This window comes from Yokenella regensburgei (assembly GCF_051486985.1).
In the GTDB taxonomy this organism is placed as follows: Bacteria; Pseudomonadota; Gammaproteobacteria; order Enterobacterales; family Enterobacteriaceae; genus CBFFRJ01.
Map to the genome: position 1 here is coordinate 61,442 of NZ_JAHVDV010000010.1, position 26,196 is coordinate 87,637.

Consider the following 26,196-nt stretch of genomic DNA (forward strand, 5'->3'; position numbering starts at 1 on the left):
TGATTTAACAAGGAATAAAAATGAAAAAATTATTGTCCTCTACTGCGCTGGTCATGTGCGCGGGAATGGCCTGCGTACAGGCTGCAGAAAACAATGACTGGCATTTTAATATCGGTGCCATGTATGAAATAGAAAACGTCGAGGGTTACGCCGAAGACATGGATGGTCTGTATGAGCCCTCCATCTGGTTTAATGCGTCCACCGGCCCCTGGAAAATCGCGCTGGCTTATTATCAGGAGGGGCCTGTTGATTACAGCAGTGGTACACGAGGCAGCTGGTTTGATCGACCGGAACTGGAAGTTCGGTATCAGTTTACCGAAAGCGAGGATTTTGCTTTCGGTTTAACGGGCGGCGTGCGTAACTACGGTTATCATTTCAAAGATGAGCACGGCGCTGATGCAGGAACAGCAAATATGCAACGCTGGAAAATTCAGCCTGACTGGGATGCAAAAATTAATGATGAGTGGCGTTTTAGTGGCTGGCTTTCCATGTACCGTTTTGCCAATGATTTAGATAAAACCGGTTATGCCGATAGTCGCCTGGAAGGCGAGATGGGTTTTTCATATAAAATAAATGAAACCGTCTCGGTCACCACAAATTATTATTTTGAACGTGGTTTTAACATGGATGACTCAAAAAATAATGGTGAATTCTCAACCCAGGAGATCCGCGCCTATGTTCCAGTCTCATTAGGCAACTCAACAATAACGCCCTATGGACGCATTGGGCTTGACCGTTGGTCTAACTGGGACTGGCGGGATGATATAGAGCGTGAAGGCCATGATTTTAACAGGGTCGGACTGCTCTACGCGTACGACTTTCAGAACGGCTTTTCTGCCTCACTTGAATACGCCTTCGAATGGCAGCACCATGATGAAGGGGATAGCGATAAGTTCCATTATGCGGGAGTGGGAATTAACTACGCATTCTGATAAACCGTGGCGCCCTCTGGGCGCCTTTGCGCTTAAATTGATTGCGATAGAAAAATGTGGGTGTCAATAATCGTGTTTTTCTGGGTGAGCTTGCCGGCAATAAGCTGGAATAAGGTTTCGCAACTTTTTACGCCGAGCGCTTGCGTGGGGATTTCAATTCCCCCAGGTGGAGGATTCAGGATGAAGGAGAGCATCTCATTACCATAACCGACAACGGCAAGTTGTTTAGGTATGTTGATTTTTTTATCCGCCGCCACTTTGTATAAACTCACCAGTTTTAATCCATCAGTAGCGAATACCGCATCGGGTAGCTCAGGAAGACTAAGCAATTTATTTGCCGCGACCATAGCGCTTTCGTGGGTATAACCGCCATCCATTATCCAGTCATCATTTATTGAAAGAACATGGGCTTTGAGGCTTGCTTTATAACCATTTACCCGATCCACCGAAACATGATAATTCAAAGGCGCATGCAGACAGGCAATTTTTCGATGGCCGCTCTCAATCAGGGTGTTTGTCAGAATAATACTGTCCTGATAATTGTCAGTATCGACTGAATATACGTGCTGGTACTCGCCTTCAACTTTGCCGATGACAACAACAGGAACTTCATATTTATCAAGTCTGGCAAAAAAAGATTCATCAGCCGGTGAGCTAAGCAGAATAATGCCTTTAATCATTTTTTGCTTAATTTTACTCTCGCATTTCTGCAGATCATCTTCGGTACTTCGGGAGGTTTGTAATATGACGTCAAAGCCCTTCTCCTCAGCTTTAGCCATAATAGCGTGCAGCACTTCAGAGAAAAAAGGATTGCCTGCGGTGGTTTTTGCCGAGCGGGTGGAGATGACCATTATGGCATCGAAGCCTGAAGATGTCAGGGCGCGGGCTAATTTATTGGGCTGATATTGTAGTTCGTCTATTGCGCGCAGCACTTTTTCACGGGCTTCTGGTGAAATATTGGTTTGCTTATTGAGAACCCGCGATACCGTCGATTTTGATACGCCTGCAATACGTGCAATATCATAAATGGTTGGTGACATAATCCTTGAACCCCGCAGAAGCTAATGCCGCATATCTTAAGAAGTTAGATTGGGGATGACAACACAAGTTAATTGATTATCAGCAACCTGACCCAATATCTTACCCTGTAGGTTATAATTTTTGCGAACTTCAGGCATAACGGGATGGCAATGAAGCGATTTAAAAATGAACTGAGTGCGCTCGTCAACCGGGGCATGGACCGTCATTTGCGGCTGGCAGTCACCGGTCTTAGCCGAAGCGGGAAAACGGCCTTTATTACGGCGATGGTTAATCAGTTATTAACCCTTCACGCCGGGGCGAGGTTGCCTTTACTTAGCGCCGTTCGCGAAGAGCGACTGCTGGGTGTGAAGCGCGTGCCGCAGCGGGATTTTGGTATTCCACGTTTTACTTACGACGAAGGCCTGGCGCAGCTCTACGGTACGCCGCCCGCATGGCCGACCCCCACGCGCGGTGTGAGCGAAATTCGCCTCGCACTGCGTTTTCGCCAGCAGGATTCGCTGCTTCGCCACTTCAAAGATACTTCCACGTTATATCTCGAAATTGTGGATTACCCTGGCGAATGGCTGCTGGATCTGCCGATGCTGGCTCAGGACTATTTAAGCTGGTCAAGGCAGATGACCGGCCTGCTGCAGGGGCCGCGTAGCGACTGGTCAGCAGCGTGGCGGGAACTGGCTAACGGCTTAGATCCGCTGGCCCCAGCTGATGAAAACCGACTCGCTGAGATTGCTGCCGCCTGGACTGATTATCTGCACCAGTGCAAACGGGAAGGGCTTCATTTCATTCAGCCCGGCCGTTTTGTGCTGCCGGGGGAGATGGCCGGCGCGCCCGCTCTGCAGTTTTTCCCGTGGCCGGACGTGGAGGGCAGTGGGGAAGCCAGGCTGGCGCAGGCAGGAAAACAGACCAACGTCGGCATGTTGCGTGAACGTTTCAATTACTACTGCGAACACGTGGTGAAAGATTTTTATAAAAACCACTTCTTACGGTTTGACCGTCAGATTGTGCTGGTGGACTGCCTGCAGCCGCTGAACAGTGGCCCCCAGGCCTTTAATGATATGCGTCTGGCGCTTACGCAGCTGATGCAAAGCTTCCATTACGGTCAGCGTACCCTCTTCAGGCGACTGTTTTCTCCCGTGATAGACAGGCTGCTGTTTGCAGCGACCAAAGCCGATCACGTGACGGTGGATCAGCATGGCAACATGGTGTCACTGCTGCAGCAACTGATTCAGGATGCCTGGCAAAACGCGGCCTTTGAAGGTATTCGCATGGAGTGTGTGGGGCTGGCCTCGGTGCAGGCCACCCAAAGCGGTCTGATTGATGTGAACGGTGAAAAGATCCCGGCGCTTCGCGGTCACCGCCTCAGCGATGGCGAACCGCTAACGGTTTATCCCGGCGAAGTACCCGCCAGACTACCGGGTCAGGCGTTCTGGGATAAACAGGGTTTTCAGTTTGAATCCTTCCGTCCTCAGGCGCTGGACGTGGATAAACCGTTGCCGCATATCCGGCTGGATGCCGCGCTGGAGTTTTTACTGGGAGATAAATTGCGATGACCGAACCACTAAAACCGCGTATTGATTTTGCCGGACCGCTGGAAGAAGAAAGCCATGTCCAGTTTAAGGCCGCACAGACTTTTGGGGCGGAGCAGGCTGAACATTTTTCTCCCGTTCGCGCTGAAGAGAGATCGGAAGAGGGGCCGGCTGAGGCCATCGTTGCCTCTGCGCTTCGCCCCAAACGCAGCCTGTGGCGCAAAATGGTCTTTGCCGGTGTGGCATTGCTGGGGGCAAGCGTCGTCGGGCAGGGGGTGCAGTGGGCAATAAATGCCTGGCAGACGCAGGACTGGGTGGCGATGGGAGGATGTGCCGCCGGGGCATTGATCATCGGCGCCGGGGCGGGTTCCATTGCAACGGAGTGGCGACGCCTGTGGCGTTTACGCCAGCGGGCGCATGCGCGGGATGACGCCCGCGAACTGCTTCATAGTCATGGGAGCGGAAAAGGACGTGCTTTTTGTGAACATCTGGCGCGCCAGGCGGGTATCGATCATGCTCACCCGGCACTGCAACGCTGGTATGCCGCTATCCATGAAACCCAGAACGATCGTGAAGTCGTCTCGCTTTATGCCCATCTTGTTCAGCCGGTGCTCGACAGTCAGGCACGGCGGGAAATCAGTCGTTCGGCCGCTGAGTCAACCATGATGATTGCCGTCAGCCCGCTGGCGCTGGTCGACATGGCATTTATTGCCTGGCGTAATTTACGCCTCATCAACCGTATTGCTGCGCTTTACGGCATTGAACTTGGCTACTACAGCCGACTGCGATTGTTCCGCCTGGTACTGCTGAACATTGCTTTTGCGGGTGCCAGTGAGATGGTGCGTGAGGTGGGACTGGACTGGATGTCGCAGGATCTGGCTGCACGATTATCTGCCCGTGCTGCGCAGGGGATCGGTGCCGGATTACTCACCGCACGGCTGGGTATTAAAGCCATGGAGCTCTGCCGACCGCTTCCCTGGATGGACGATGATAAACCGCGTCTGGGCGATTTCCGGCGCGAGCTTATCGTGCAGGTCAAAGAGACGTTACAGAAGAGTAAGAGTACATAAGCCGCGGCGCTGCCCATTTCACTTTACGGCGCAGCGCCCGTTTTTCCAGCAAACTGTCAATATTTGTTGACAGACATCTTCCTGCCAGCCTGTAACTGACATATCATCGCGGCATCAGTGGTTAATGTAGGGTGAAATTTCCATGCGTCTTGAAGTATTTTGTGAAGACCGGCTGGGTCTGACTCGCGAACTCCTTGATTTACTGGTGTTACGCGGTATCGACTTACGTGGCATTGAGATCGATCCTATCGGGCGAATCTACCTTAATTTCGCGGCGCTGGCCTTTGATGCATTCAGCAGTTTAATGGCTGAAATCCGGCGCATCCCTGGCGTCACTGATGTGCGCACAGTCCTCTGGATGCCCTCCGAACGTGAGCACCGCGCCATGAGTGCGGTACTTGAAGCCTTACCGGAGCCGGTACTGTCGCTGGACATGAAAAGTAAAATCGAACTGGCTAACCCCGCCAGCAGCCAGTTGTTTGGTCAGGATCAGGATAAGCTGCGCAACTTTAACGCCACACAGCTTATCTCGGGTTTTAACTTTACCCGTTGGCTTGAAAGCAATCCTCACCTCTCCCAGAGCGAGCATGTCGCGATTAATGGGCAGAACTTCCTGATGGAGATAACCCCGGTGCACCTGGAAGGGGAAACCGGTGAATCCGTACTTACAGGTGCGGTGGTGATGCTGCGTTCTACCGCCAGGATGGGTCGCCAGTTGCAGAACCTTTCTCAGCAGGATCTGAGCGCTTTCAGCCAGATTGTGGCGGTCAGCCCAAGGATGCGTCAGGTACTTGAGCAGGCCCGTAAGCTGGCCAATCTTACTGCGCCTTTGCTCATTGTAGGCGATACCGGTACCGGAAAAGATCTGCTTGCCCATGCCTGCCACCTCGCCAGCCCGCGCGCGGCAAAACCCTATCTCGCCCTGAACTGCGCCTCAATTCCGGAAGATGCTGTTGAAAGCGAGCTTTTTGGTCATGCGCCGGAAGGCAAAAAGGGATTCTTTGAGCAGGCAAACGGTGGTTCCGTGCTGCTTGATGAGATCGGTGAAATGTCACCGCGGATGCAGGTTAAACTACTGCGTTTCCTGAATGACGGGACCTTCCGCCGGGTAGGTGAAGATCATGAAGTCCACGTTGATGTGCGCGTGATTTGCGCGACCCAGCGTAATCTGGTGGATCTCGTGCAAAAAGGGGTGTTCCGCGAAGATCTCTATTACCGTCTGAATGTCCTGACCCTCAATTTACCGCCTCTGCGTGACCGTCCGCAGGACATCATGCCGCTGACGGAGCTGTTTGTGGCCCGTTTTGCTGATGAGCAGGGCGTACCGCGTCCGAAACTTGCGCATGAACTGAATCAGGTCCTGAGCCGTTATAACTGGCCGGGTAACGTTCGTCAGCTGAAGAACGCTGTCTACCGTGCGCTGACCCAGCTCGAAGGCTATGAACTGCGACCCCAGGACATCCTGTTACCGGATTACGATGCCGCGACCCTGGCCGTCGGCGAGGAGGCGATGGAAGGCACGCTGGATGAGATAACCAGTCGCTTTGAGCGCTCGGTCCTTATTCAGCTTTACAGTAATTTCCCAAGCACGCGTAAACTGGCAAAACGTCTGGGCGTGTCGCATACGGCGATTGCCAATAAGCTGCGGGAATATGGCTTAAGTCAGAAGAAGGGCGAGGAGTAAAACTGTGCCCGGTAATGGCTTACCGGGCAACGGGTGAGATTACGCCTTCAGCACGTTCAGTGCAGAGGCGTAGTCTGGTTCATTAGTGATTTCATTAACCAGTTGGCTGAAGATCACATTGTCATTCTCATCAATTACCACCACGGCGCGCGCGGCAAGGCCTTTAAGTGCGCCTTCGGCGATGCCAACGCCATAGTCTTCGAGAAACTCCGGGTTGCGCAGGGTAGAGAGAGTAATGACATTGCTCAGGCCTTCAGCGCCGCAGAAGCGGGACTGGGCGAACGGCAGGTCTGCAGAAATGCACAGCACTACGGTGTCATTAATTTCGGTCGCCAGTTCGTTGAACTTGCGAACGGAGGCGGCGCAGACGCCGGTATCGATGCTTGGGAAAATATTCAGCACTTTACGTTTACCGGCAAACTGACTTAATGCAACGTCTGACAGATCTTTTGCGACCAGTGAAAACGCGGCAGCTTTGCTACCGGTTGCCGGGATCTGGCCTGCGACGGAAACTGGATTACCCTGGAAATGAACAAGCTGTGACATATATCTTCCTGTTTACATATAGTTAACTTCGGCGCTAGTTTATGCTGAAAGCAAGGAACACGGCAATGCCATTTTCGCCACTATACTCGTAAGGACAACGCCACAGGAGTAAGGGATGAGAAGTGTGAAGGTGTACGAAGAAACCTGGCCGTTACATTCGCCATTTGTTATCTCGCGCGGCAGCCGTAACGAAGCGCGGGTAGTGGTTGTGGAGCTGGAAGAAGATGGCGTAAAGGCAGTGGGTGAGTGTACACCCTATCCCCGATATGGTGAAAGCGAGGCCTCGGTTATCGCGCAAATCATGACCCATATTGCTCGTCTGGAAAACAACCTCAGTCGTGATGAATTGCAGACGTTATTGCCGCCGGGTGCCGCGCGCAATGCCGTTGACTGCGCGCTCTGGGATCTGGAGGCCCGCCGTCTCAATCAGTCTCTGGTTGCCCGTACAGGGGTGGTATTACCCCCGGTGGTGACGACGGCGCAAACCGTAGTCATTGGCACGCCGGATCAAATGGCGGCAAGTGCTGCAGCGCTGGTGGAAACCGGTGCCAGGCTGCTTAAAGTCAAACTTGACGATCACCTTATCAGCGAAAGAATGGTGGCTATCCGCGCCGCTGCCCCCGATGCGACAATAATCGTTGATGCGAATGAAGCCTGGCATAGCGAGGGGCTGGCCGCGCGCTGCCAGCTGCTGGCGGATCTGGGGGTGGCGATGCTGGAGCAGCCACTGCCGGTGGCTGAAGATGACGCGCTGGCGAATTTCATCCATCCGCTTCCCATTTGCGCTGATGAGAGTTGCCATACACGCGCAGACTTACCGCGACTGGTGGGCCGTTATGACATGGTCAACATCAAACTCGACAAAACCGGCGGGCTTACGGAAGCACTGGCGCTTGCCGACGACGCTCGCGCCCGCGGGTTCGGTTTAATGCTCGGCTGCATGATCTGCACTTCACGCGCCATCAGCGCTGCGCTTCCGCTTGCTGCTGATGTTCGTTTTGCCGATCTTGACGGACCGACCTGGCTTGCGGTGGACGTCGAGCCCGCGCTGCGCTTCACGCCTGGTCAGCTTCATCTGTCGGCGTTGTGATGTAAGAGGGCGATCATCGCACCGAGATATTTCTCGCTGGCTTCATCAGCCGAAACCGGCGGGAACTCAAGGGTAATACAGTGCAGTTGCATATCGGCACACCAGCTGCCGAAGGAGCCTGGGGTTTCGTAGCCAACGCTGGTCACCAGTGGCAGGGCAAACTGTGTTGACAGCCACTGGCCGAGTGCACTGCGGCGGGGATCTTCCACACATCCCAGCGGATCGTGAAAAGAGACCACCCAGGCCGGGCGGATGCGATGGATAAGCCGGCAAAGGGCCTGCGTTTCAGGCTCTGAACCGGGATGTTCACCCGTTGATAACACGACATCCCGTTCGGTTGCCGCACTGTTCCAGCGGTAGACGGTCTCACCCGCTTTCCAGTTTGCCGCCGGGAAGTTTCGGTTCAGGTCAACACCGCTGGCACTGGCTCTTAGTCCTAACTGGCAGCCATCGGGATTAACGGCCAGTACCACATGATGGCGTCGAAGTTCTGGTTTGAGTGTCCGCAGGGCGCAGGAGAGGGTGACCACAGACGAATTTTCGTCACCGTGAGTACCCGCAATAATCAGCCCACTGGCATGCGACGCCTCTGCAGCCGGGAACCAGATAAGGGGGGCCCCTAACAATGAGTGGCCATAGATATCGCTCCCCGAAGGGAAAGCACCGCGTTCCTGACGTGGTCGTGAGACGGGCATAGGTTTCCTTGAGTTAAGTGCAGTCATAGTAAGTGTTAAGCATTTTGTTCAACCCGGCAACGTGCAGGGCGGGTATAAACAGGATTACTGTCAACATTCCGTTGACTTGAATTTGCATTCCTTCTTTTTAAAACAAATAATTACCGCATCTTTCGCTTTGCTACAAAACTAAAAGGGGATCACATGAAGCATCCTGTGACGCGGATCGGTTGTGCGCTTTATTTGTGCGGTTTCACTTCACTGGCCTGGGCTGCCGACGTGCCAAAAGGTACTGAACTTGCGCAGAAGCAGGAGCTGGTTCGCCACATCAAAGATGAGCCCGCAACCCTTGATCCGGCAAAAGCCGTGGGATTGCCTGAGATTCAGGTGATACGCGATCTGTATGAAGGGCTGGTGAACCAGGATGAGAAAGGTGAGATTGTGCCTGGTGTCGCCACGAAGTGGCAGAGCAGTGATAACCGTAGCTGGACATTCACCCTGCGCAGTGATGCCAGATGGTCAGACGGTACGCCGGTTACGGCGCAGGATTTTGTCTATAGCTGGCAGCGTCTGGTAGATCCCAAAACCACCTCTCCCTTTGCCTCTTTTGCCTCGCTGGCGGGCATCGCGCAGGCACAGGCGATCATTGATGGCAAAGTATCGCCCGAAAAACTTGGGGTGACCGCGGTAGATGATCACACGTTGCGGGTTCAGTTAGATAAACCGCTACCCTGGTTTGCCAATATGGCGGCAAGCTTCGCCTTTTACCCGGTTAAAAAGGCAAATGTTGAGAGCGGGCAGGACTGGACGCGTCCCGGTAATCTGGTCGGTAATGGCGCCTATGTGCTGGCCAACCGTGTTGTGAATGAGAAGCTGGAGTTCACGCCGAATACGCATTACTGGGATAACGCTAAAACCGTTATTCAGAAAGTGACCTTCGTGCCGATTAACCAGGAGACGGCGGCCACCAATCGTTACCTGGCAGGGGATATCGATATTACCGAATCCTTCCCGAAAAGCCTGTACCAGAAACTTTTGAAAGATATTCCCGGTCAGGTTTATACCCCGCCGCAGCTGGGAACCTACTATTACGCGCTGAATACACAAAAAGGGCCTACGGCTGACCCGCGCGTGCGCCTCGCGCTGAGCATGACCGTCGACCGTCGCATCATGGCCGAAAAAGTGCTGGGGACCGGCGAGAAACCGGCCTGGCGCTTTACCCCGGATGTCACGGCAGGATTCAAACCTCAGCCTTCAATACTGGAACGTCAGAGCCAGGCAGAGCTCAATGCTCAGGCTAAAACCTTGCTTCAGGCGGCAGGTTATGGGCCCCAGCGTCCTCTGAAACTGACGCTGCTCTATAACACCTCTGAAACGCACCAGAAAATTGCCATTGCGGTGGCATCCATGTGGAAAAAGAACCTGGGCATTGATGTGAAGCTGCAAAATCAGGAGTGGAAAACCTATATCGACAGCCGCAACACCGGCAATTTCGATGTAATCCGGGCCTCCTGGGTTGGCGATTACAACGAACCTTCCACCTTTTTGTCCCTGCTGACTTCGGGTCATAGCGGTAATATCACCCGCTTTAACGACCCGGCATATGACAAGGTGATGAGTCAGGCATCAGTGGAAACCCAGGCCAGCGCCAGAAATGCGGATTACAATGAAGCTGAAAAAATCATTGCCGAGAAGGCCCCTCTTATTCCTATTTATCAGTACACCAATGGCCGCCTGATTAAACCCTGGCTTAAAGGCTACCCCATTAACAACCCGGAAGATGTGGCCTACACCCGCACCATGTATGTGATTAAGCATTAAGACGCAAGGGCGCATGCCGTGCATGGTTTCGGTTAGTCTTTTTTGCAGTTCATAAAGAGGAAGGAAGAATGTTAGAAGAATATTTTGGTACCGCTGCGACGGATGAAGAAAAGAAGCGACTTCTTGCTGTACAGGCGGCCTTAGAAATTTCCAAAGCGGCGGTTTCTTCATCCACCTCGAACACAGGTATCCGTAGTCAGATGGACCTGCGTAATGTTTCACAGGAAGTGTCGGCGCTGGCGGATGCCATCCAGGATGCGCTGGAAGACTATGCCTGACCCGCTGAAAAAAAGCCCGCTTCAGTGAAGCGGGCAAGTCATACTGGAAGCAATGTGAGCAATGTCGTACTGAATACCAGACTATTTAAGTCAACTATTCAGTAATGAGAAAGATAATCTTTATCATCCCTTCGATCAACCCCTTTTTATCTGCGCCAACCGACCCGGTTGCGGGTAACAAAAAATCCTCTGTGTATTCCCGTGGTTGGAAATGCATTTTTAACTTATTGAAGGTAAAGCTTTGTTGTGTGAATCCACTCCTGAACAGGCGTAACGGTGACCCTGCGGGAAACTGGCTAAGGTCAAAAATTGTGCAGCATTATGTGTTATAGTGGTTATTCCTTAACCACAAAAGAGGATGTTATGCAGAGTGAATTAGACCCCACCCAACTGGCCATCGAATACTTACGCCGTGACAAAAGCGCCATGACCCCCGCGCAATATCTGAAGAGATTAAAACAGCTGAGCCTGGAATTTGCCGACCTGCTCACCCTGTCGCACAATGAACTGAAAGAAGAAATCGATTTTGCCGGGCGGTTGGGCATCCACTGATCCCTCAAAGGCAAAAGACGCGCCCCTGCAGGGCGCTTTTTTTTACCTCTCTTCAGGGCAGAACCACCCTGTAAGCGCTTCGTCAATACGCTTATCCCTACCCTTGTGGGGCAGGCGCAGAGCATAATAAGTACGCCCGTTGCTTTCGGGCTGTGTATATTGGCCGAATATCCCCGTTGCCGCTCAGTTGTTCAGAAGGTCAGCAGGCAGCGTGAGCGCGCATTCGCCTATACTGAGTGCGCGCATTATCGCAGCGGATTTAATAACCAAAAATAATGGCTTCCCTCATACATAAAACAGAGTGCTGACACGTTAAAGATGCAGCGAACAACATCCTTACGTTTTAACTATCAGGCGGAATTAAAAAATGCCGGTTAAATATAATTCTTTTCTGGCGATTATTTATAATTACGCATAATGGTTATCGACCATTATGGGATGAACTTTAAAAAAATCTCGATTTAAGCTGCGCTTAACTATAATTTAGGACCTGTCATTTAATGATGCAGCCGTTTATTAAGGGGCGTTTTTATTATTTTGTTGTTTAGGTTTTTTATAAAAAACATAGTTTTTTATGCTAAAATATTTGGTAAGTGATTATTTTAATCTACATTATTTACACTTAAGCTAAACTTGCAGTGTCATCGCCTAAAGATGCTCGGCCGTTATTTTGGTAGTGAAAAAGTGTATTCCGAATGCTATAAGAATATTACCTCTCTGAGTTGTAATTCTGGTGTCGCTATGTTTAGAAATATGAGTGTAAGAACATTTTTATTAGTGTTCCTGCTGTCTTTTTTTGTAATTATCGATATTTTAGTGACAGTCGTCGCAAAAAATATGGCGCTCACTGTGGCGGTCACAGCTCTCTTATTGGCTACGCTAGGATTTCTTTGGTTATATTTAACCTGGTATCTGGTGACGCCTATCAACACGGTTAAAAAAAGTATTGAAGAGGTGACCTCCGGTAATCTCTCAATAACTATTCCGTTATTTGGTAACAACTGTGCTGGCAGATTAATACCTGGCATCAATAGCCTGTCGGAAAGTATTGCTATTCTGGTGAAAGAGATCCGTTTGTCGTCGCAAAACGCGCTTGATCTCTCTGACGAGCTGGCTTCCCGCAGCGGGGAGCTTTCGGTAAAAACGGAAGAGCAATCAGCAGCCCTGGTTCAGACGGCAGCCAGCATGGAACAGATGGCCAGCAGCACGAAAAATAATGCCGAAAACACGCGTCTTGCCAGCTCGCGTGCGAGCGATGCCAGTATCAGCGCCCGTAAGGGCGGCGATCTGATGGGGCAGGTAGCCCATAACATGCAGTCGATTACAGACTGCGCTAACCAGATGACGGACATTATTGCCATCATCGATGGTATTGCCTTCCAGACGAATATTCTGGCACTGAATGCCGCAGTGGAAGCTGCCAGGGCCGGAGATCATGGTAAAGGTTTTTCTGTGGTTGCCGGAGAAGTGCGTAGCCTGGCCCACCGAAGCGCAGAAGCCGCCAAAAATATTAAATCCCTGATCGCTGTCACCACCAATAACGTGACTCAGGGGGCGACGGTCGTGTCTGAAGCCGAACGAAATATGCAGGAAATTGTCTCCGGTGCGAGCGTAGTGAGTAAGTTAATGGATGAAATTGCGGTGTCGACGCTTGAACAGGAAAAGGGCATTTCGCAAATTACTCTTGCGCTTTCGGAGCTGGAAAAAGTCACCCAAAGTAACGTCAGTATGGTAGATGAGCTGGCGGGTTCGTCAGACATTCTTAAAAATCGGGTCCTTGAGCTGCAGCAACGCACCGCTAAATACCGTCTTGCTACAGAAACGCCCACCGCGCAGGTAAATCCGGAGCCTCGTGGCCTGCAGCACAAGGGCTCATCCCGCCCGGCAAGACCCGTTTTGCCAAACCAGGAAAATTACTGGCACTCGTTCTGAACCGGTTCTTCGCTTTTCTTTTCTTATCGGCCCGTTTAGCGGGCCTTTTTTACATTTATTAATGAATTCAGCATGATGGTTGATTAACCCGTGCGGAGAGCTAGACTGACACCATGCCTGAGTGGAGTGTGGAGTCTTTGTGGAAGCGATTAAAGGGTCAGACATTAATATCCCGGATGCCGTGTATGCGTGGCAACTGGATGGTAAAGGCGGCGTTAAGCCGCTTGAGGATGAGGATATTATTGATGCGCAGCATCCCTGCTGGCTGCACCTTAATTACACAAGTCCGGAGAGCGCAGAATGGCTGGAAACCACGCCTCTTTTGCCCAATACCGTCCGCAATGCGCTGGCAGGCGAGAGTCTGCGTCCCCGCGTGTCGCGTATGGGGGAAGGCACCCTCATAACTCTCCGGTGCATCAATGGCAGCACCGATGAACGCCCGGATCAACTGGTCGCCGTTCGTCTGTATATGGATGAGCGCATGATTATCTCAACGCGTCAGCGCAAAGTGCTCGCGCTGGATGATGTGGTCTCTGATTTAGAGGAAGGAACCGGCCCTACCGACTGCGGTGGCTGGCTGGTGGATGTGTGCGACGCCCTGACCGATCACGCCAGTGAATTCATCGAAGTGCTGCACGATAAAATTATCGATCTGGAAGATAATCTGCTGGATCAGGAGATCCCGCCGCGCGGCTTTTTAGCCCTGCTGCGAAAGCAGTTAATCGTGATGCGTCGCTACATGGCTCCTCAGCGTGATGTGTTTGCACGCCTTGCCAGTGAGCGGCTGCCCTGGATGAATGACGATATGCGGCGCCGGATGCAGGACATTGCCGACCGTCTCGGACGGGGACTGGATGAAATCGACTCCTGTATTGCCCGTACCGGCGTAATGACGGATGAAATTACTCAGGTGATGCAGGAGTCCTTATCGCGCAGAACCTATACCATGTCGCTGATGGCCATGGTTTTTCTTCCGAGTACCTTCCTGACAGGGTTATTTGGCGTGAATCTGGGCGGCATTCCGGGAGGGGAGTACCGATTCGGCTTTTCACTCTTCTGCATTATGTTGGTTGTTCTGATAGGTGGTGTTGCCTGGTGGTTACATCGCAGTAAATGGCTGTAAAATTTCACTTTTTTAACAAAAAATGAACATAATTTCGCGGTGTAAATTGAGCAATATCAATATAAGCAGCCTCAGGAAAAGGCAATATTCATCTCGCAGGTGAATGCAACGTCAAGCGATGGGCGTTGCGCTCCATATTGTCTTACTTCCTTTTTTGAATTACTGCATAGCACAATTGATTCGTACGACGCCGACTTAGAATAGTCGGCTTTTTTTTGCCTCCTGTTCAGCACGGACTACCCTTAAAGAACAGTAACCCTTTACTGGAGGCTAATATGTCGAATGCTAACACTCTGCGAGTGAGTGACCCGATTCCTTCCGATCCCGTTCCGGTTCCTGACCCGATCCCGCAGCCCCAACCGTTACCCGATCCGCCGGACCCGGACCCGCATCCTGTTATCGATCCCCCACAGCATCGCTAAAAAAATCCCTCGTATTACGAGGGATTTCGGTTATTTGATTTCCAGAATGTCCAGTCGACTGGCGGTAAAATCGCCGTCGTCTTCATCCGGTAGCCATCCGGCAGGCTGCAACGGGAGGGTTTCGCGGTCAAACGCCAGATCCCCGCCATCCACCACGGCCGAACCATGCTGAATGCCTTTAAAGTCAAACAGCGTGGTGTCGCTGAGGTGAGAAGGCACTACATTCTGCATGGCGCTGAACATGGTTTCGATGCGTCCGGGGTAGCGTTTATCCCAGTCGCGCAACATGTCGCCGATGACCTGACGTTGCAGGTTGGGTTGAGAGCCGCAGAGGTTACACGGAATAATCGGGTATCCCTTGGCCTCGGCAAAGCGCGCAATGTCTTTTTCACGACAGTAGGCCAGCGGACGAATGACGATGTGCTTTCCGTCGTCACTCATCAACTTCGGTGGCATGCCTTTCATTTTGCCGCCGTAGAACATGTTCAGGAACAGGGTTTGCAGAATATCGTCGCGGTGGTGCCCCAGGGCGATTTTGGTAGCACCCAGCTCCGTTGCCGTGCGATACAAAATGCCGCGACGCAGGCGTGAGCAGAGCGAACAGGTGGTTTTCCCTTCCGGAATTTTCTCTTTTACAATGCCGTAGGTGTTTTCTTCGACAATCCTGTACTCAACGCCAATGGATTCCAGATAGGCGGGCAGAATGTGTTCCGGGAACCCCGGTTGTTTCTGATCCAGGTTGACCGCGACCAGTGTAAAGTTGATCGGTGCGCTCTGTTGCAGGTTGCGCAAAATATCCAGCATGGTAAAGCTGTCTTTACCGCCGGAGAGGCAGACCATGATGCGGTCGCCTTCTTCAATCATATTAAAATCGGCAATCGCCTCGCCCACATTGCGGCGCAGACGCTTCTGAAGCTTATTCAGGTTGTACTGATCTTTCTTTGTAGTTTCTTGATTTTGCGACATTTATTATTTACTCAATGTTCAAACGGGGCACGGATGAGGTGGCGGCACCTTAATGCGCCTGTCCGGTGGACAACACAACCTCATGTTCACCCTTAATCACTTCAACCCGGTAGCATAAGTTCTCTACACCCTCTGCGCATCCTTGTGCCCCTCTGGTAAGCAACAAAAGAGAGGTTGGCGCCAGTGACATAAAGCCCTATGCGAAAGTGTGCCGTGTATGGTACGGATTGCGGCGACGAATGCCAACGTTTTACATCAGATACCCGTGATGCACTGTCCTGCTCAGGCGCTGGGACAGCGTTCAACCGGTGTTGACCGCTAAAAGAGTGTGGATTCTGCCCTGAATCACCCCACCGCGCCTGTCAGCCCGGTGTGGCATAGCCTCCAACCACAAACCAGGTCAGAAACGCCACGGCAACGATAAAAACTATAATCGGGAAGGCAATACCAATTCTCATAACAGCTGAATTCCTGACGGCATAAGAGGTAGGGTCTCTCCTTTTATCCGATACCGGCAAAAATCACCAGCAACTTCTCAGGATGCCATAAAAATGGCGAGCGATATAAGATGACTGGTTAAAAACGCGGCATTGATGGCAGGTCAGTGCAGGTCATGCCCTGCGGTTGGTTAATACCAGGCTGAATTTTTTCCATTCCTGATTATCACGCTTACGTTGCAGGCTCCAGTGGATCTGCATTGTGCGACGGTTTCTGCTTTGCTTCATAGGATCATCTCAATGGTTCGGGAAAAGCGTTAACGAAACGCATGACCTCAGTTTTACGCAGAACCTTTACAGTTTTATAACAGTGAGATGGCAGAACGACTTTCTGCAAGATGGGTGAGGTGACACTCAGGCCACTTTCTTTTCCGGGTATTTGCCTTTTACTACACCATCGTAATACCGGCCTTTAGACACCACCGTCAGAAAGACGGTAAAAATGCGTGGCGGCACATTGCGATACTGAAAGGTGCTTTTATCGTGAAAACAAATTTCCAGCGTGCGGGTACTTTCCTCATAGGCAACAGATAAAATGCGTGATGATTTAACAGGATGGTGTAGCATGATGAATGTCCTTTACAGCCCGGCGCGAGGAAAGAGCATCATCCACCAGGACGGCGGGTGATGGCAAGCCGCACAGAGATAAAAAAGCCTGCAGGATTGCAGGCTTTTTGGCATCGTATCTTATTATTCAGACGGACTTTTTTCCGCTTTGCCTGCCATCCGCGCCAGGAAGTCATAGCGTTTTTGCAACTCGGCCGCCGCATCCTTCCACAGCTGGTCTGCCACTTCCGGTTGCTGGGCATTCAGCCGACGGAAGCGCTGTTCGTTCAGCAGGGTATCGGCCAGCGCATCGGAGGGTGGGCGGGAGTCCAGCGCCAGCGGCACTTTCCCTTCCGCTTCGCGGCGCGGATCGTAGCGGTACAGTGGCCAGAAACCAGTAGCGGTAAGCTGGCGCATCTGGTCATGACTGAGCGCGAGATCGTAGCCATGCTCTTCACAGGGACTGTAGGCTATGATCAGTGAGGGGCCGGGGTAGGCTTCCGCCTCCTGAATCGCCTTCACAGTCTGGTTAAGCTGGGCACCGAGCGAAATCTGCGCCACATACACATGGCCATACATCATCATGCTGACACCGAGATCCTTACGGGCCTTGCGTTTGCCATGCTCACCAAACTTAGTGACCGCACCCAGAGGTGTGGCTTTTGACGCCTGACCGCCGGTGTTGGAGTAGCACTGCGTGTCGAGCACCAGAATATTGACGTTCTCGGTCAGACTCAGGACGTGGTCAAGACCGCCAAAACCAATATCATAGGCCCAGCCGTCCCCCCCAATCAGCCAGATGGATTTTTCCACCAGCGCATCGGCATCGGTTAACAGTGCTTTCGCCTCTTCATTCCCTGCCAGATGCTGGCGCAGCGCCGCAACCTGTTGACGGCGTACCTCCGGTGTGGCGTCTGTATGCAGCGCCTCGTTGAGTTCAGGCGGGATCTTATCAGCAAACTGCGACAACATTCGCATCACCCGTTTACGGTGCTGATCCACCGTCAGACGGAAGCCCAGGCCAAATTCGGCATTATCTTCAAACAGTGAATTGGCCCACGCCGGCCCGCGCCCGTAGGCATCCGTGGTGTAGGGCGTGGAGGGAAGATTACCGCCATAAATTGATGAACAACCGGTAGCGTTAGCGATCAGCATTCGGTCGCCGTACAACTGCGTCAGCAGCTTGATATAGGGGGTTTCACCACATCCGGAGCAGGCACCGGAGTATTCAAACAACGGACTTATCAGTTGAGAGGTGCGGATATCAATACGCTCCAGCGAGCTGCGATCGATCTCCGGTAAATTGAGGAAGAAGTCATAATTCACTTTTTCCTCTTCCACATGCTCAAGGCGGGACATCATATTAATGGCTTTGATGTCAGGATCCTGGCGATCTTTTGCCGGGCAGACCTCCACACACAAATTACAGCCGGTGCAATCTTCCGGCGCAACCTGCAGTACATATTTCTGACCGCGCATATCGCGGGATTTCACATCAAGTGAATGCAGACTGGCCGGGGCGGTTTCCAGGGCTTGCGGCTGAACCACTTTCGCGCGGATGGCTGAGTGTGGGCAGGCTGCCACGCAGTGGTTGCACTGGGTGCACAGCTCCTCTTTCCAGATAGGGATCGCTTCAGCAATGTTGCGTTTTTCCCAGCGCGTGGTGCCCACAGGCCAGGTCCCGTCCGGCGGCAGGGCAGAGACGGGAAGGGCATCGCCCAGCCCGGCAAGCATCGCCGCGGTTACGGTTTTAACGAAATCGGGTGCCGCGTCTGACACCACCGGAGGACGCGGTGCGCTACTCGCGTTAACCGGTTGCAGGGGAACCTCAAACAGCGATTCACGTGCCATTGCCAGCGCCTGCCAGTTACGCTCCACCAGCTCCTGACCTTTACTGCTGTAACTTTTGGCAATCGCACCCTGCAGGGCGGTCAGGGCGCTGTCACCAGGCAGAATGTGCGTCAAATGGAAAAAGGCCATCTGCATAACGGTATTAATACGCGCGCCAAGTCCGCATTCACGGGCAATTTTCGCCGCGTTAATCACATAGAACCGGGCTTTTTTATGATTCAGTGCGGCCTGGACATCCTGCGGCAGACGATCCCAGACTTCATCAGCACTATAAGGGGTATTGAGCAGGAAGATGCCGCCAGGTTTTAGCCGCTCTGCCATCTCATACTTATCAATAAACTGCAGTTGGTGACAGCCTACAAAGTCCGCCTGAGAGACCAGATAAGCGGAGTTAATGGGCTGCTCACTCACCCTCAGATGCGAAACGGTCAGGCCACCCGCTTTTTTTGAATCGTAGACAAAGTAACCCTGTGCATACCACGGCGTGGCGTTACCAATAATCTTGATGTTGTTCTTGGTAGCCGACACGCTACCGTCACTGCCAAGGCCATAAAAGAGTGCCTCAAGTTTAGCGCGTGAGGGCAGGGTATTTTCCGGTAACGGCAACGACAGCGACGTGACGTCATCATAAATACCAACGGTAAAGCGCGGCCTGGGTTTTGTCGCGTTCAGCTCGTTAAACACTGCCAGTACGCAATCGGGACCAAACTCCTTAGAGGAGAGGCCATATCGCCCGCCGATGACGCGCGGCAGGATCTCACGCTCGCCCTGACTGAACGCTTCCGCGAGAGCAGTCATGACATCAAGGTAGAGCGGCTCAGCGAGCGCACCCGGCTCTTTGGTACGGTCAAGGACGGCGATATTTTTGACGGTTTCTGGCAGAACGGACAGTAAATGTTGCGCACTAAATGGACGGAACAGCCGTACCTTCAGCACGCCTACTTTCTCGGCACGCGTCAGCAGCTCATCGACCACCTCTTCACAGGTCCCTATTGCCGATCCCATTAACACAATCACCCGCTCCGCCTGCGGATGGCCATAGTATTCAAAGGGCTTGTACTGACGTCCCGTGGCGGCGGCAAAATCATCCATCGCCTGCTCAACGTGGTCATACACCGCGTTGTACCAGGGATTTGTCGCTTCACGTGACTGGAAGTAGGTGTCCGGGTTAGCGGAGGTGCCGCGAATAACCGGATGCTCAGGATTGAGCGCGCGAGCGCGGTGGGCATCGATCTCAGCCTGTGGGAGCAGGCTGCGGATCGTATCGTCCGACAGCGGCACAATTTTGTTTATCTCGTGAGAGGTGCGAAAACCATCGAAGAAATGAATAAAAGGCACCCGACTTTTCAGGGTGGCAATGTGTGAGATGAGGGCAAAATCCTGCGCTTCTTGTACGCTCCCGGCAGACAACATAGCGCAACCGGTCTGACGAATCGCCATCACATCGGAGTGGTCGCCAAAAATTGAGAGCGCATGGGTGGCAACGGTGCGCGCCGCCACGTGCAGGACGAACGGCGTTAACTGACCGGCCAGTTTATAGAGCGTTGGGATCATCAGCAGCAGACCCTGCGATGAGGTGAAGGAGGTGGAGAGTGCGCCGGTTTGTAGCGCCCCATGCACCGTCGCAATCGCACCCGCTTCGGACTGCATCTCAACGACACGCGGTGTGTCACCCCAGACGTTAAGTAATCCGTTTCCGGCCCAGGCATCAGCCTGTTCCGCCATCGTGGAACTTGGGGTAATGGGGTAAATGGCGATAACTTCACTGACACGGAACGCTACCGAAGCGACCGCGCCATTACCGTCAGTAGTAATCATATTGTACTCTCATTGCTCAACGATAAGTGGGATAGCGCCGTTGTTTGCCAGAGGGTTGCAGCAAGCCGGTTCGGGCTTGTTCACTTTTTGTTCTGGTCCGGCAAACCGGCCATGTATTGACTCACGCTGCACTCTGAGCCTGGTGCAGTTTGTATGTGCCCGGACGGCTTCAGCCCGCCCGCTTAAGGCCTCTTATGACAAAGATAACCTTCAGTATAGACATCCCCTGGCCGGGGGATTTTGATCTCATGGCGCGTGTCGGCATTTATCGGTTTCGTAAATACTTATCGGGGATAAATAGCCACCGGCAACAGCGCTGTAAGAAAAATACAACAGATGGCGATGGCGCATTTTCCCGTTAGTAGCACTCCCGTCGTGTCTGGCGCAACGACTTGCCCCTACTGTATCCGGAGTGGGTGTCAGCGCGCAGGTTTAGGTAATCGTCTGAAAAAACAAGTGCATCTGCCGCTAACGTTGCTGAATTGACTTATCTTAAGTGCAATTACTAAAAAAATTTAAATCCAGTCAGCCGTGGAAAGGGACAATGCCAATCAAAACCTATCAGGCGTATGCCGAACATCTGAAGAGAGTGGTGGAAGACGAGCGCGAAGCCTGCGTCGTGGACAAAAAACTGGTTTTAACTGCGGCGGCGGCGATCGAGGAGCTGGTTAACGTCGTCATTGAACAAGAGCATGCGTTAACCGAAGACAAAGCGATTATTGAAGAACTCCAGCAAGGAATAGCAGAACATAAACTCGCGTAAGCGGCAGCAAAACGCCGCGTGGGCGTGCCTGGTCGATCTATCCCCTTCCGATTCCTTTACATACCTTCCGGCGCTGACAGCGTGCAAAAAAATCGCATCAAAATGTTGCGAAAGCGCATAAAGGTGCGTTGCGACTCTCGACGTGCCGTCCTGCACTGCCTATGATGCTTAGGTTTTGCAAATTCACAGGGGGATGAGAAATGCGTTCAGCGTTTTGGGTGGGATGTGCTGCACTGTTACTGTCTGCATGCAGCAATGAGCCGGTTCAACAGGCAACGGCGGCGCACGTCTCGCCGGGTCTGAAAGCGGCTATGTCCAGCGGGGGAGAAGCCAACTGCGCGATGATTGGCGGGGCGTTATCTGTCGCACGTCAGCTTGATGGCACTGCGGTGGGAATGTGTGCGCTACCTAACGGCAAACGTTGCAGCGAACAGTCGCTTGCCGCAGGAACGTGCGGGAGTTACTGAGCCGGTTCCGTCTGCTTATAGATGAGTGTCTGATCGGCGGTGGTCAGCGTCAGCTGACTGTCAGTTAAATCGACCTGCGCGCCGGTATTGAGCATCGTGGCGAGGACGTTATCCAGCGCGTTGCGCTGTGCGTCTGTACACATCATGCGCGTCATCGCCATGTTCTTCACCGTCAGCTTTCCTTCTGAGAGTTTGCCCTGTCCGGTAAAGCGGTTACACATGCCGCCAGAGATTTTCATTTCTCCATCGAAATGAATGTCTGCCGGCTGCTCACCGGGTTCAACCGCCTGCCCGTTTGCCGTTTCCAGCACAAAGCGGTGATTGACCAACTGTTCGGCCTTTACCGACACATCATTGGCGCCGCTGCGCACACATCCGGTCAGCAACACGCTCAATGCCACCAGGGTAATCAATTTATTCATTTATTCCTCAAAGGCTTTCCTGATATATCGGCGGGATTTTAACAGGCGAGGCGCGGTTGTCATCGGAGATTTTCTTAAAAGCATTCCCCTCCAAAGAGGGGAATTAGGCGATTAAAAGAGGGCGTTGGGGCAGGCTTCACCGCGCTCCAGCTGGCGCAGATTCTCAAGTGTTGTCGCGGAAATGCTAATCAACGCCTCCGCCGTGAGGAAGGCCTGATGACCGGTAAAGAGCACGTTGTGACAAGCTGACAAACGGCGGAAGATATCGTCCTGGATGACATCGTTGGATTTATCTTCAAAGAAGAGATCGCGCTCGTTCTCGTAAACGTCCATCCCCAGCGCGCCAATTTTCTGGTGTTTCAGTGCTTCAATGGCCGCCTGAGAATCAACAAGCCCACCACGACTGGTATTGATGATCATGACGCCATCTTTCATCTGATCAAATGCCGTCTGGTTCAGTAAATGATAGTTTTCAGTCGTTAGCGGGCAGTGCAGGGAAATAACGTCTGACTCAGAAAACAGGGTTTTCAGGTCAACATATTCCACACCCAGTTCAAGTGCCGCTGCGGCTGGATAAGGATCGAACGCCAGCAGGCGCATGCCAAAGCCCTTCAGGATGCGCAGAGCCGCTACGCCAATTTTGCCCGTGCCAATCACGCCCGCCGTTTTGCCGTACATCGTAAAACCGGTGAGCCCCTCCAGAGAGAAGTTAGCATCACGGGTACGCTGATAGGCGCGATGAATACGACGGTTCAATGCCATCATCATACCTACGGCATGTTCTGCAACGGCCTCAGGGGAGTATGCTGGAACTCGCACCACCTGCAGGCCCAGCTCTTTTGCCGCGTCCAGGTCAACGTTATTAAAACCCGCACAGCGCAACGCGATGAATTTCACGCCATGTTTTTTCAACTCTTCGAGCACGGGTCGGCTGCCGTCATCATTGACGAAGATGCAGACCCCGTCACAACCAATAGCGGTTTTGGCTGTTTTCTCAGTGAGCAGAAAGTCGAAAAATTCAAGATCATAGCCAAACTTATCATTCACGTGCTGCAAATACTTTTTATCGTATTGCTTTGTGCTGTATACCGCGAGTTTCATAAGACTTTCTCCATCAGGGTTTATATCCACATTAGCATGAATCAAATATTGAAGTAAATTCTAAAAAATATTTTATAAACAGAGACATATAGTTCATTTTAAACCATCTACGCTTAAAGCGGGCGGCAACTTTTTTTGTCAGACCAAACATGCAACAATAATGACCAGGAACGGCTGAATCACATGCAAAATCAGGATATTAACTGCCCATGAAGGGTAAATACAAAGCCGCACTCGCGCTGATACTGCTCTTTATACTGCTGCCCCTGACGCTGCTGCTCACGCTCGCATACTGGGTGCCTACGCTTGCGGGCATCTGGCTGCCGTCCGGGACGCGTATCTCGATGGAGGAGAGCCCGCGTTTCACACGCCATGCGCTCCATATTCCCGATCTGAGTTATCTCATCGACGATTGTCCCCTGGCGTTGATAAAAGGGGCAGCGCTGACGCACCCGAGCAGGTGGCAACTGGATATTGCTTCGCTGGATCTCAATACCACCTGCCTGAATAAGCTTCCCGAAACGGCATCGTCACCTGCGGCACCCAGGACGCTCGCCCAGTGGCAATCTATGCTGCCCAAATCCTGGGTGAATATTCATCGAATGACGATTTCGCCCTGGCAGGAGTGGGAGGGAGGTGTGTCGCTGGCCCTGTCTGAAGCGCATCAGGCCATTCACTACCGGGGCAAACGGATTACGGTTAGCGCTAACCTGCGCGGTCAGGTACTGACGATTGATCAAATGCAATTGAGCCTGCTGGATAACCAACCGCCCGTTACCCTGGGCGGGCAGTTTACCTTACCCCTGGTGCCGCAAGGGGTTCCGGTTAACGGACATGCACAAACGACCCTGACGCTGCCCACCGCGCCGGGGCTGGTAGATGCTGACATTGAATGGCGTGATAACGAAGGACAACTGGTTGTGATGGCACGGGACAACCCGGACCCGATCCTTGACCTGCCCTGGCAGGCCACCGCAGGGCGGTTAACCATCAGCGACGGGCGCTGGAACTGGCCTTATCAGGGATTTCCGCTCAGTGGGCGCGTCGGCTTACGCATCGACGACTGGCAAAAAGGGCTGCAGAATGCGCTGGTAAGCGGCCGTTTAAACGTGCTTACCCAGGGCGATGCGGGTAAAGGTAACGCGGTACTGACCTTCGGGCCGGGGCGTCCTGGCAGGCTGAATAGTGAAATGCCCCTACAGCTGACCGGCGAGGCCAAACAGGGCGAGATGATCTTTTACGCCGTACTGCCCGCCACCCTTACCGGCGGCATAAGCGAACCACAACTGGCATTTACCCCCGGCGCACTGCTACGCTCCCGCGGCCGCGTCATCGATAATCTGAACATTGACGAAATCCGCTGGCCGCTGGCGGGGGTAAAAGTTACCCGACGCGGCGTCGACGGCAGACTGCAGGCGATTTTACGCGCTCATGAAAACAGCATGGGGGATTTTACCCTGCATCTTGATGGCCGCGCTCAGGACTTTTTACCCGATGCCGGCCTGTGGCAGTGGCGCTATTGGGGAGACGGGCACTTTACGCCGATGGACGCGCGCTGGGATGTTGCCGGGCGCGGGGAGTGGCGTGATAAAACCATCGAACTTCGCGAGCTCTCTACCGGTTTCGATCAACTGCACTACGGCACCATGCGTATCACCACCCCCCGACTCAAGCTCCATGAGCCGGTACGCTGGCTTCGTGATGATGAGCATCCCTTCTTTGGTGGCGCACTGACGCTCGATGCAGGGCCGACGACCTTCAGCGGCGGTAGCGTATTACCCCCATCAACCCTGACGTTTAGCGTCACGGGCAGCGAGCCGACGCTGTTCCAGTTTAAAGGCGATCTGCATGCCGACAGTATTGGTCCGGTTCGGGTAAACGGGCGCTGGGATGGGGTACGTTTACGTGGGCAGGCATGGTGGCCTCGCCAGTCTCTGACCGTCTTCCAGCCGCTGGTGCCTCCTGAGATGAAAATGAATCTGCTGGACGGCGAGCTTTATGCGCAGGTGGCTTTTTCCGCCGCAGCGGGGCAAGGCTTTGACGCGGGTGGTCATGGCGTATTGCGCGGCGGCAGCGTATGGATGCCGGATAATCAGATTTCCGGCGTCGATTTTGTCCTGCCGTTCCGCTATCACGAAGGGACATGGCAGCTCGGTACCCGAGGACCGGTTTCTCTGCGAATTGGCGAAGTGGTCAATCAGGTCATCGCGAAGAACATTCGTGCAGACTTACAGGGTAGCTACCCCTGGGATGATGCACATCCACTGCAACTGAGCGATGTCAGCCTGGAGGTACTGGGAGGGAAAATGACAATGCGTCAGCTGCGTCTGCCCCAGCACGATCCGGCCCTACTGCGGCTACAGAATATGTCGTCAAGCGAGCTCATCAGCGCCATCAATCCAAAACAGTTCACCATGTCCGGTCGCTTTGACGGCGCACTGCCATTATGGCTGGACAATAATCATGCGTGGATCATTAAAGATGGCTGGTTAAACAACCCCGGACCAATGACGCTGCGTGTGGATAAAGATACCGTTGATGCGCTACAGAGAGATAACGTAGCCGCGGGCTCCGTCATCAACTGGCTGCGTTATATGGAAATATCGCGGTCGTGGACAAAGCTCGACCTGGACAGTCAGGGTTTGATGAAGATGCAGGCGGCCATCAGCGGCACCAGCGTCGTCGATGGCAAGCGTAATAGGGTGAATCTGAACTATAACCATGAAGAGAATGTCTTTGCCTTGTGGCGCAGTTTACGGTTTGGTGACAACCTGCAGTCACTGCTAAAGCAGAACACGACATTGCCAGGGGTCTCCTGTGCGAACGGAAAAGTGTGTGAGGAAAACCAATGAAAACGCTGCCAGTGATACTGATGGCCATGACGCTGGCGGCCTGCACGCCGCGCATTGAGGTCGCGGCCTCAAAAGAGCCTATCACCATTAATATGAATGTGAAAATTGAGCACGATATCCATATCAAAGCAGACAAAGAGGTGGAAGCGCTGCTGGAAAAACAGAATCGCTGATGGGGAAAAGGTGGGTTAACGTTGCGGTTGGCACCCTCCCCAACAGGAGGAG

General features: G+C 52.9%; 24 protein-coding genes and 1 pseudogene. 15 read left to right on the forward strand and 10 right to left on the reverse strand.

What is annotated here, in order from left to right; all coding sequences use genetic code 11:
* The first annotated feature begins 20 nt into the window (after positions 1 to 20).
* Positions 21 to 932 (forward strand): OmpG family monomeric porin, encoded by a 912-nt coding sequence (locus KXR87_RS09410; RefSeq protein WP_437432003.1) that lies wholly within the window; start codon positions 21 to 23, stop codon positions 930 to 932.
* A 32-nt stretch (positions 933 to 964) separates the two neighbouring features.
* Here the strand turns inward: KXR87_RS09410 and KXR87_RS09415 are convergent, their stop codons facing one another.
* Positions 965 to 1,972, reverse strand: a complete 1,008-nt coding sequence (locus tag KXR87_RS09415; RefSeq protein WP_437432004.1) for a LacI family DNA-binding transcriptional regulator — start codon at positions 1,970 to 1,972, stop codon at positions 965 to 967.
* 150 nt (positions 1,973 to 2,122) lie between these two features.
* Here KXR87_RS09415 and KXR87_RS09420 point away from each other — a divergent pair, with 150 nt between their 5' ends.
* The 3 genes from KXR87_RS09420 to tyrR all read left to right on the forward strand — a co-directional run bounded on the left by KXR87_RS09420 (position 2,123) and on the right by tyrR (position 6,250).
* A complete protein-coding gene (locus KXR87_RS09420; RefSeq protein WP_437432005.1) occupies positions 2,123 to 3,520 on the forward strand; it encodes a YcjX family protein in 1,398 nt (465 codons plus the stop codon).
* Positions 3,517 to 4,566: a TIGR01620 family protein gene (locus KXR87_RS09425; RefSeq protein WP_437432006.1), complete on the forward strand. Its 1,050-nt coding sequence runs from the start codon at positions 3,517 to 3,519 to the stop codon at positions 4,564 to 4,566. Before KXR87_RS09420 ends, KXR87_RS09425 begins: the two co-directional genes overlap by 4 nt.
* Positions 4,567 to 4,708: 142 nt before the next feature.
* Positions 4,709 to 6,250 carry a transcriptional regulator TyrR gene (tyrR, locus tag KXR87_RS09430; protein WP_437432007.1) on the forward strand — a complete coding sequence of 514 codons (1,542 nt, stop codon included), beginning with the start codon at positions 4,709 to 4,711 and terminating at the stop codon, positions 6,248 to 6,250.
* Between the two features lie 39 nt (positions 6,251 to 6,289).
* Here the strand turns inward: tyrR and tpx are convergent, their stop codons facing one another.
* Positions 6,290 to 6,796 (reverse strand): thiol peroxidase, encoded by a 507-nt coding sequence (gene tpx / locus KXR87_RS09435; protein ID WP_437432008.1) that lies wholly within the window; start codon positions 6,794 to 6,796, stop codon positions 6,290 to 6,292.
* A 115-nt stretch (positions 6,797 to 6,911) separates the two neighbouring features.
* Between tpx and ycjG the strand changes: the two genes are divergently transcribed.
* Positions 6,912 to 7,886, forward strand: coding sequence for an L-Ala-D/L-Glu epimerase (ycjG, locus tag KXR87_RS09440; protein WP_437432009.1), 975 nt, complete (start codon positions 6,912 to 6,914; stop codon positions 7,884 to 7,886).
* Here ycjG and mpaA read toward each other — a convergent pair.
* Positions 7,868 to 8,581, reverse strand: a complete 714-nt coding sequence (mpaA, locus tag KXR87_RS09445; protein ID WP_437432010.1) for a murein tripeptide amidase MpaA — start codon at positions 8,579 to 8,581, stop codon at positions 7,868 to 7,870. The two genes, ycjG and mpaA, sit on opposite strands and share 19 nt — an antisense overlap.
* Before the next feature lie 183 nt (positions 8,582 to 8,764).
* Between mpaA and KXR87_RS09450 the strand changes: the two genes are divergently transcribed.
* From KXR87_RS09450 to KXR87_RS09475, 6 genes are all read left to right on the forward strand, one after another.
* A complete protein-coding gene (locus tag KXR87_RS09450) occupies positions 8,765 to 10,381 on the forward strand; it encodes a peptide ABC transporter substrate-binding protein (RefSeq protein ID WP_437432011.1) in 1,617 nt (538 codons plus the stop codon).
* A 68-nt stretch (positions 10,382 to 10,449) separates the two neighbouring features.
* Positions 10,450 to 10,659: a hypothetical protein gene (locus tag KXR87_RS09455; protein ID WP_437432012.1), complete on the forward strand. Its 210-nt coding sequence runs from the start codon at positions 10,450 to 10,452 to the stop codon at positions 10,657 to 10,659.
* A gap of 363 nt (positions 10,660 to 11,022) precedes the next feature.
* Positions 11,023 to 11,211, forward strand: coding sequence for a YdiH family protein (locus KXR87_RS09460; protein ID WP_437432013.1), 189 nt, complete (start codon positions 11,023 to 11,025; stop codon positions 11,209 to 11,211).
* Positions 11,212 to 12,048: 837 nt separating this feature from the next.
* On the forward strand, positions 12,049 to 13,143 hold the full coding sequence (locus tag KXR87_RS09465) for a methyl-accepting chemotaxis protein (protein WP_437432071.1): 1,095 nt from the start codon (positions 12,049 to 12,051) through the stop codon (positions 13,141 to 13,143).
* A gap of 139 nt (positions 13,144 to 13,282) precedes the next feature.
* A complete protein-coding gene (gene zntB / locus KXR87_RS09470; protein ID WP_437432014.1) occupies positions 13,283 to 14,266 on the forward strand; it encodes a zinc transporter ZntB in 984 nt (327 codons plus the stop codon).
* 275 nt (positions 14,267 to 14,541) lie between these two features.
* Positions 14,542 to 14,688, forward strand: coding sequence for a hypothetical protein (locus KXR87_RS09475; protein WP_437432015.1), 147 nt, complete (start codon positions 14,542 to 14,544; stop codon positions 14,686 to 14,688).
* Positions 14,689 to 14,718: 30 nt separating this feature from the next.
* Here KXR87_RS09475 and ttcA read toward each other — a convergent pair whose 3' ends face one another.
* The 5 genes and pseudogenes from ttcA to nifJ form a co-directional block, all read right to left on the reverse strand.
* On the reverse strand, positions 14,719 to 15,654 hold the full coding sequence (gene ttcA / locus KXR87_RS09480) for a tRNA 2-thiocytidine(32) synthetase TtcA (protein ID WP_437432016.1): 936 nt from the start codon (positions 15,652 to 15,654) through the stop codon (positions 14,719 to 14,721).
* Between the two features lie 146 nt (positions 15,655 to 15,800).
* A pseudogene (locus KXR87_RS09485) lies at positions 15,801 to 15,898 on the reverse strand (site-specific integrase); the annotation flags it as partial.
* A gap of 118 nt (positions 15,899 to 16,016) precedes the next feature.
* Positions 16,017 to 16,112, reverse strand: coding sequence for a YoaK family small membrane protein (locus tag KXR87_RS09490; RefSeq protein WP_437432017.1), 96 nt, complete (start codon positions 16,110 to 16,112; stop codon positions 16,017 to 16,019).
* 393 nt (positions 16,113 to 16,505) lie between these two features.
* A complete protein-coding gene (locus KXR87_RS09495) occupies positions 16,506 to 16,718 on the reverse strand; it encodes a KTSC domain-containing protein (RefSeq protein ID WP_437432018.1) in 213 nt (70 codons plus the stop codon).
* Between the two features lie 123 nt (positions 16,719 to 16,841).
* Entirely contained in the window at positions 16,842 to 20,366 is a 3,525-nt protein-coding gene (nifJ, locus tag KXR87_RS09500; protein WP_437432019.1) for a pyruvate:ferredoxin (flavodoxin) oxidoreductase, read from the reverse strand.
* A 544-nt stretch (positions 20,367 to 20,910) separates the two neighbouring features.
* Here nifJ and KXR87_RS09505 point away from each other — a divergent pair.
* Together KXR87_RS09505 and KXR87_RS09510 are read left to right on the forward strand one after the other, a co-directional pair.
* Positions 20,911 to 21,129, forward strand: coding sequence for a hypothetical protein (locus KXR87_RS09505; RefSeq protein ID WP_437432020.1), 219 nt, complete (start codon positions 20,911 to 20,913; stop codon positions 21,127 to 21,129).
* Positions 21,130 to 21,329: 200 nt separating this feature from the next.
* Positions 21,330 to 21,596 carry a putative hemolysin gene (locus KXR87_RS09510; protein WP_437432021.1) on the forward strand — a complete coding sequence of 89 codons (267 nt, stop codon included), beginning with the start codon at positions 21,330 to 21,332 and terminating at the stop codon, positions 21,594 to 21,596.
* Here KXR87_RS09510 and hslJ read toward each other — a convergent pair.
* Entirely contained in the window at positions 21,590 to 22,018 is a 429-nt protein-coding gene (hslJ, locus tag KXR87_RS09515) for a heat shock protein HslJ (RefSeq protein ID WP_437432022.1), read from the reverse strand. The two genes, KXR87_RS09510 and hslJ, sit on opposite strands and share 7 nt — an antisense overlap.
* Before the next feature lie 111 nt (positions 22,019 to 22,129).
* Complete coding sequence (locus KXR87_RS09520; protein ID WP_437432023.1) at positions 22,130 to 23,119, reverse strand: 2-hydroxyacid dehydrogenase; 990 nt, start codon at positions 23,117 to 23,119, stop codon at positions 22,130 to 22,132.
* Positions 23,120 to 23,328: 209 nt separating this feature from the next.
* Between KXR87_RS09520 and KXR87_RS09525 the strand changes: the two genes are divergently transcribed.
* Both KXR87_RS09525 and KXR87_RS09530 read left to right on the forward strand, forming a co-directional pair.
* Positions 23,329 to 25,971 carry a YdbH family protein gene (locus KXR87_RS09525; protein ID WP_437432024.1) on the forward strand — a complete coding sequence of 881 codons (2,643 nt, stop codon included), beginning with the start codon at positions 23,329 to 23,331 and terminating at the stop codon, positions 25,969 to 25,971.
* Positions 25,968 to 26,144 (forward strand): YnbE family lipoprotein, encoded by a 177-nt coding sequence (locus tag KXR87_RS09530; protein ID WP_437432025.1) that lies wholly within the window; start codon positions 25,968 to 25,970, stop codon positions 26,142 to 26,144. Before KXR87_RS09525 ends, KXR87_RS09530 begins: the two co-directional genes overlap by 4 nt.
* Positions 26,145 to 26,196 lie beyond the last annotated feature (52 nt).

Coding starts and splice junctions, on each gene's coding strand:
- hslJ (WP_437432022.1), bottom strand. CDS start 22,018: ATGAATAAATTGATTACCCTGGTGGCATTGAGCGTGTTGCTGACCGGA.
- KXR87_RS09465 (WP_437432071.1), top strand. CDS start 12,049: ATGGCGCTCACTGTGGCGGTCACAGCTCTCTTATTGGCTACGCTAGGA.
- KXR87_RS09450 (WP_437432011.1), top strand. CDS start 8,765: ATGAAGCATCCTGTGACGCGGATCGGTTGTGCGCTTTATTTGTGCGGT.
- KXR87_RS09415 (WP_437432004.1), bottom strand. CDS start 1,972: ATGTCACCAACCATTTATGATATTGCACGTATTGCAGGCGTATCAAAA.
- KXR87_RS09410 (WP_437432003.1), top strand. CDS start 21: ATGAAAAAATTATTGTCCTCTACTGCGCTGGTCATGTGCGCGGGAATG.
- ycjG (WP_437432009.1), top strand. CDS start 6,912: ATGAGAAGTGTGAAGGTGTACGAAGAAACCTGGCCGTTACATTCGCCA.
- tpx (WP_437432008.1), bottom strand. CDS start 6,796: ATGTCACAGCTTGTTCATTTCCAGGGTAATCCAGTTTCCGTCGCAGGC.
- nifJ (WP_437432019.1), bottom strand. CDS start 20,366: ATGATTACTACTGACGGTAATGGCGCGGTCGCTTCGGTAGCGTTCCGT.
- tyrR (WP_437432007.1), top strand. CDS start 4,709: ATGCGTCTTGAAGTATTTTGTGAAGACCGGCTGGGTCTGACTCGCGAA.
- KXR87_RS09455 (WP_437432012.1), top strand. CDS start 10,450: ATGTTAGAAGAATATTTTGGTACCGCTGCGACGGATGAAGAAAAGAAG.
- KXR87_RS09420 (WP_437432005.1), top strand. CDS start 2,123: ATGAAGCGATTTAAAAATGAACTGAGTGCGCTCGTCAACCGGGGCATG.
- KXR87_RS09505 (WP_437432020.1), top strand. CDS start 20,911: ATGCCAATCAAAACCTATCAGGCGTATGCCGAACATCTGAAGAGAGTG.
- KXR87_RS09475 (WP_437432015.1), top strand. CDS start 14,542: ATGTCGAATGCTAACACTCTGCGAGTGAGTGACCCGATTCCTTCCGAT.
- KXR87_RS09460 (WP_437432013.1), top strand. CDS start 11,023: ATGCAGAGTGAATTAGACCCCACCCAACTGGCCATCGAATACTTACGC.
- KXR87_RS09525 (WP_437432024.1), top strand. CDS start 23,329: ATGAAGGGTAAATACAAAGCCGCACTCGCGCTGATACTGCTCTTTATA.
- KXR87_RS09490 (WP_437432017.1), bottom strand. CDS start 16,112: ATGAGAATTGGTATTGCCTTCCCGATTATAGTTTTTATCGTTGCCGTG.
- KXR87_RS09495 (WP_437432018.1), bottom strand. CDS start 16,718: ATGCTACACCATCCTGTTAAATCATCACGCATTTTATCTGTTGCCTAT.
- KXR87_RS09425 (WP_437432006.1), top strand. CDS start 3,517: ATGACCGAACCACTAAAACCGCGTATTGATTTTGCCGGACCGCTGGAA.
- mpaA (WP_437432010.1), bottom strand. CDS start 8,581: ATGCCCGTCTCACGACCACGTCAGGAACGCGGTGCTTTCCCTTCGGGG.
- KXR87_RS09530 (WP_437432025.1), top strand. CDS start 25,968: ATGAAAACGCTGCCAGTGATACTGATGGCCATGACGCTGGCGGCCTGC.
- KXR87_RS09510 (WP_437432021.1), top strand. CDS start 21,330: ATGCGTTCAGCGTTTTGGGTGGGATGTGCTGCACTGTTACTGTCTGCA.
- KXR87_RS09520 (WP_437432023.1), bottom strand. CDS start 23,119: ATGAAACTCGCGGTATACAGCACAAAGCAATACGATAAAAAGTATTTG.
- ttcA (WP_437432016.1), bottom strand. CDS start 15,654: ATGTCGCAAAATCAAGAAACTACAAAGAAAGATCAGTACAACCTGAAT.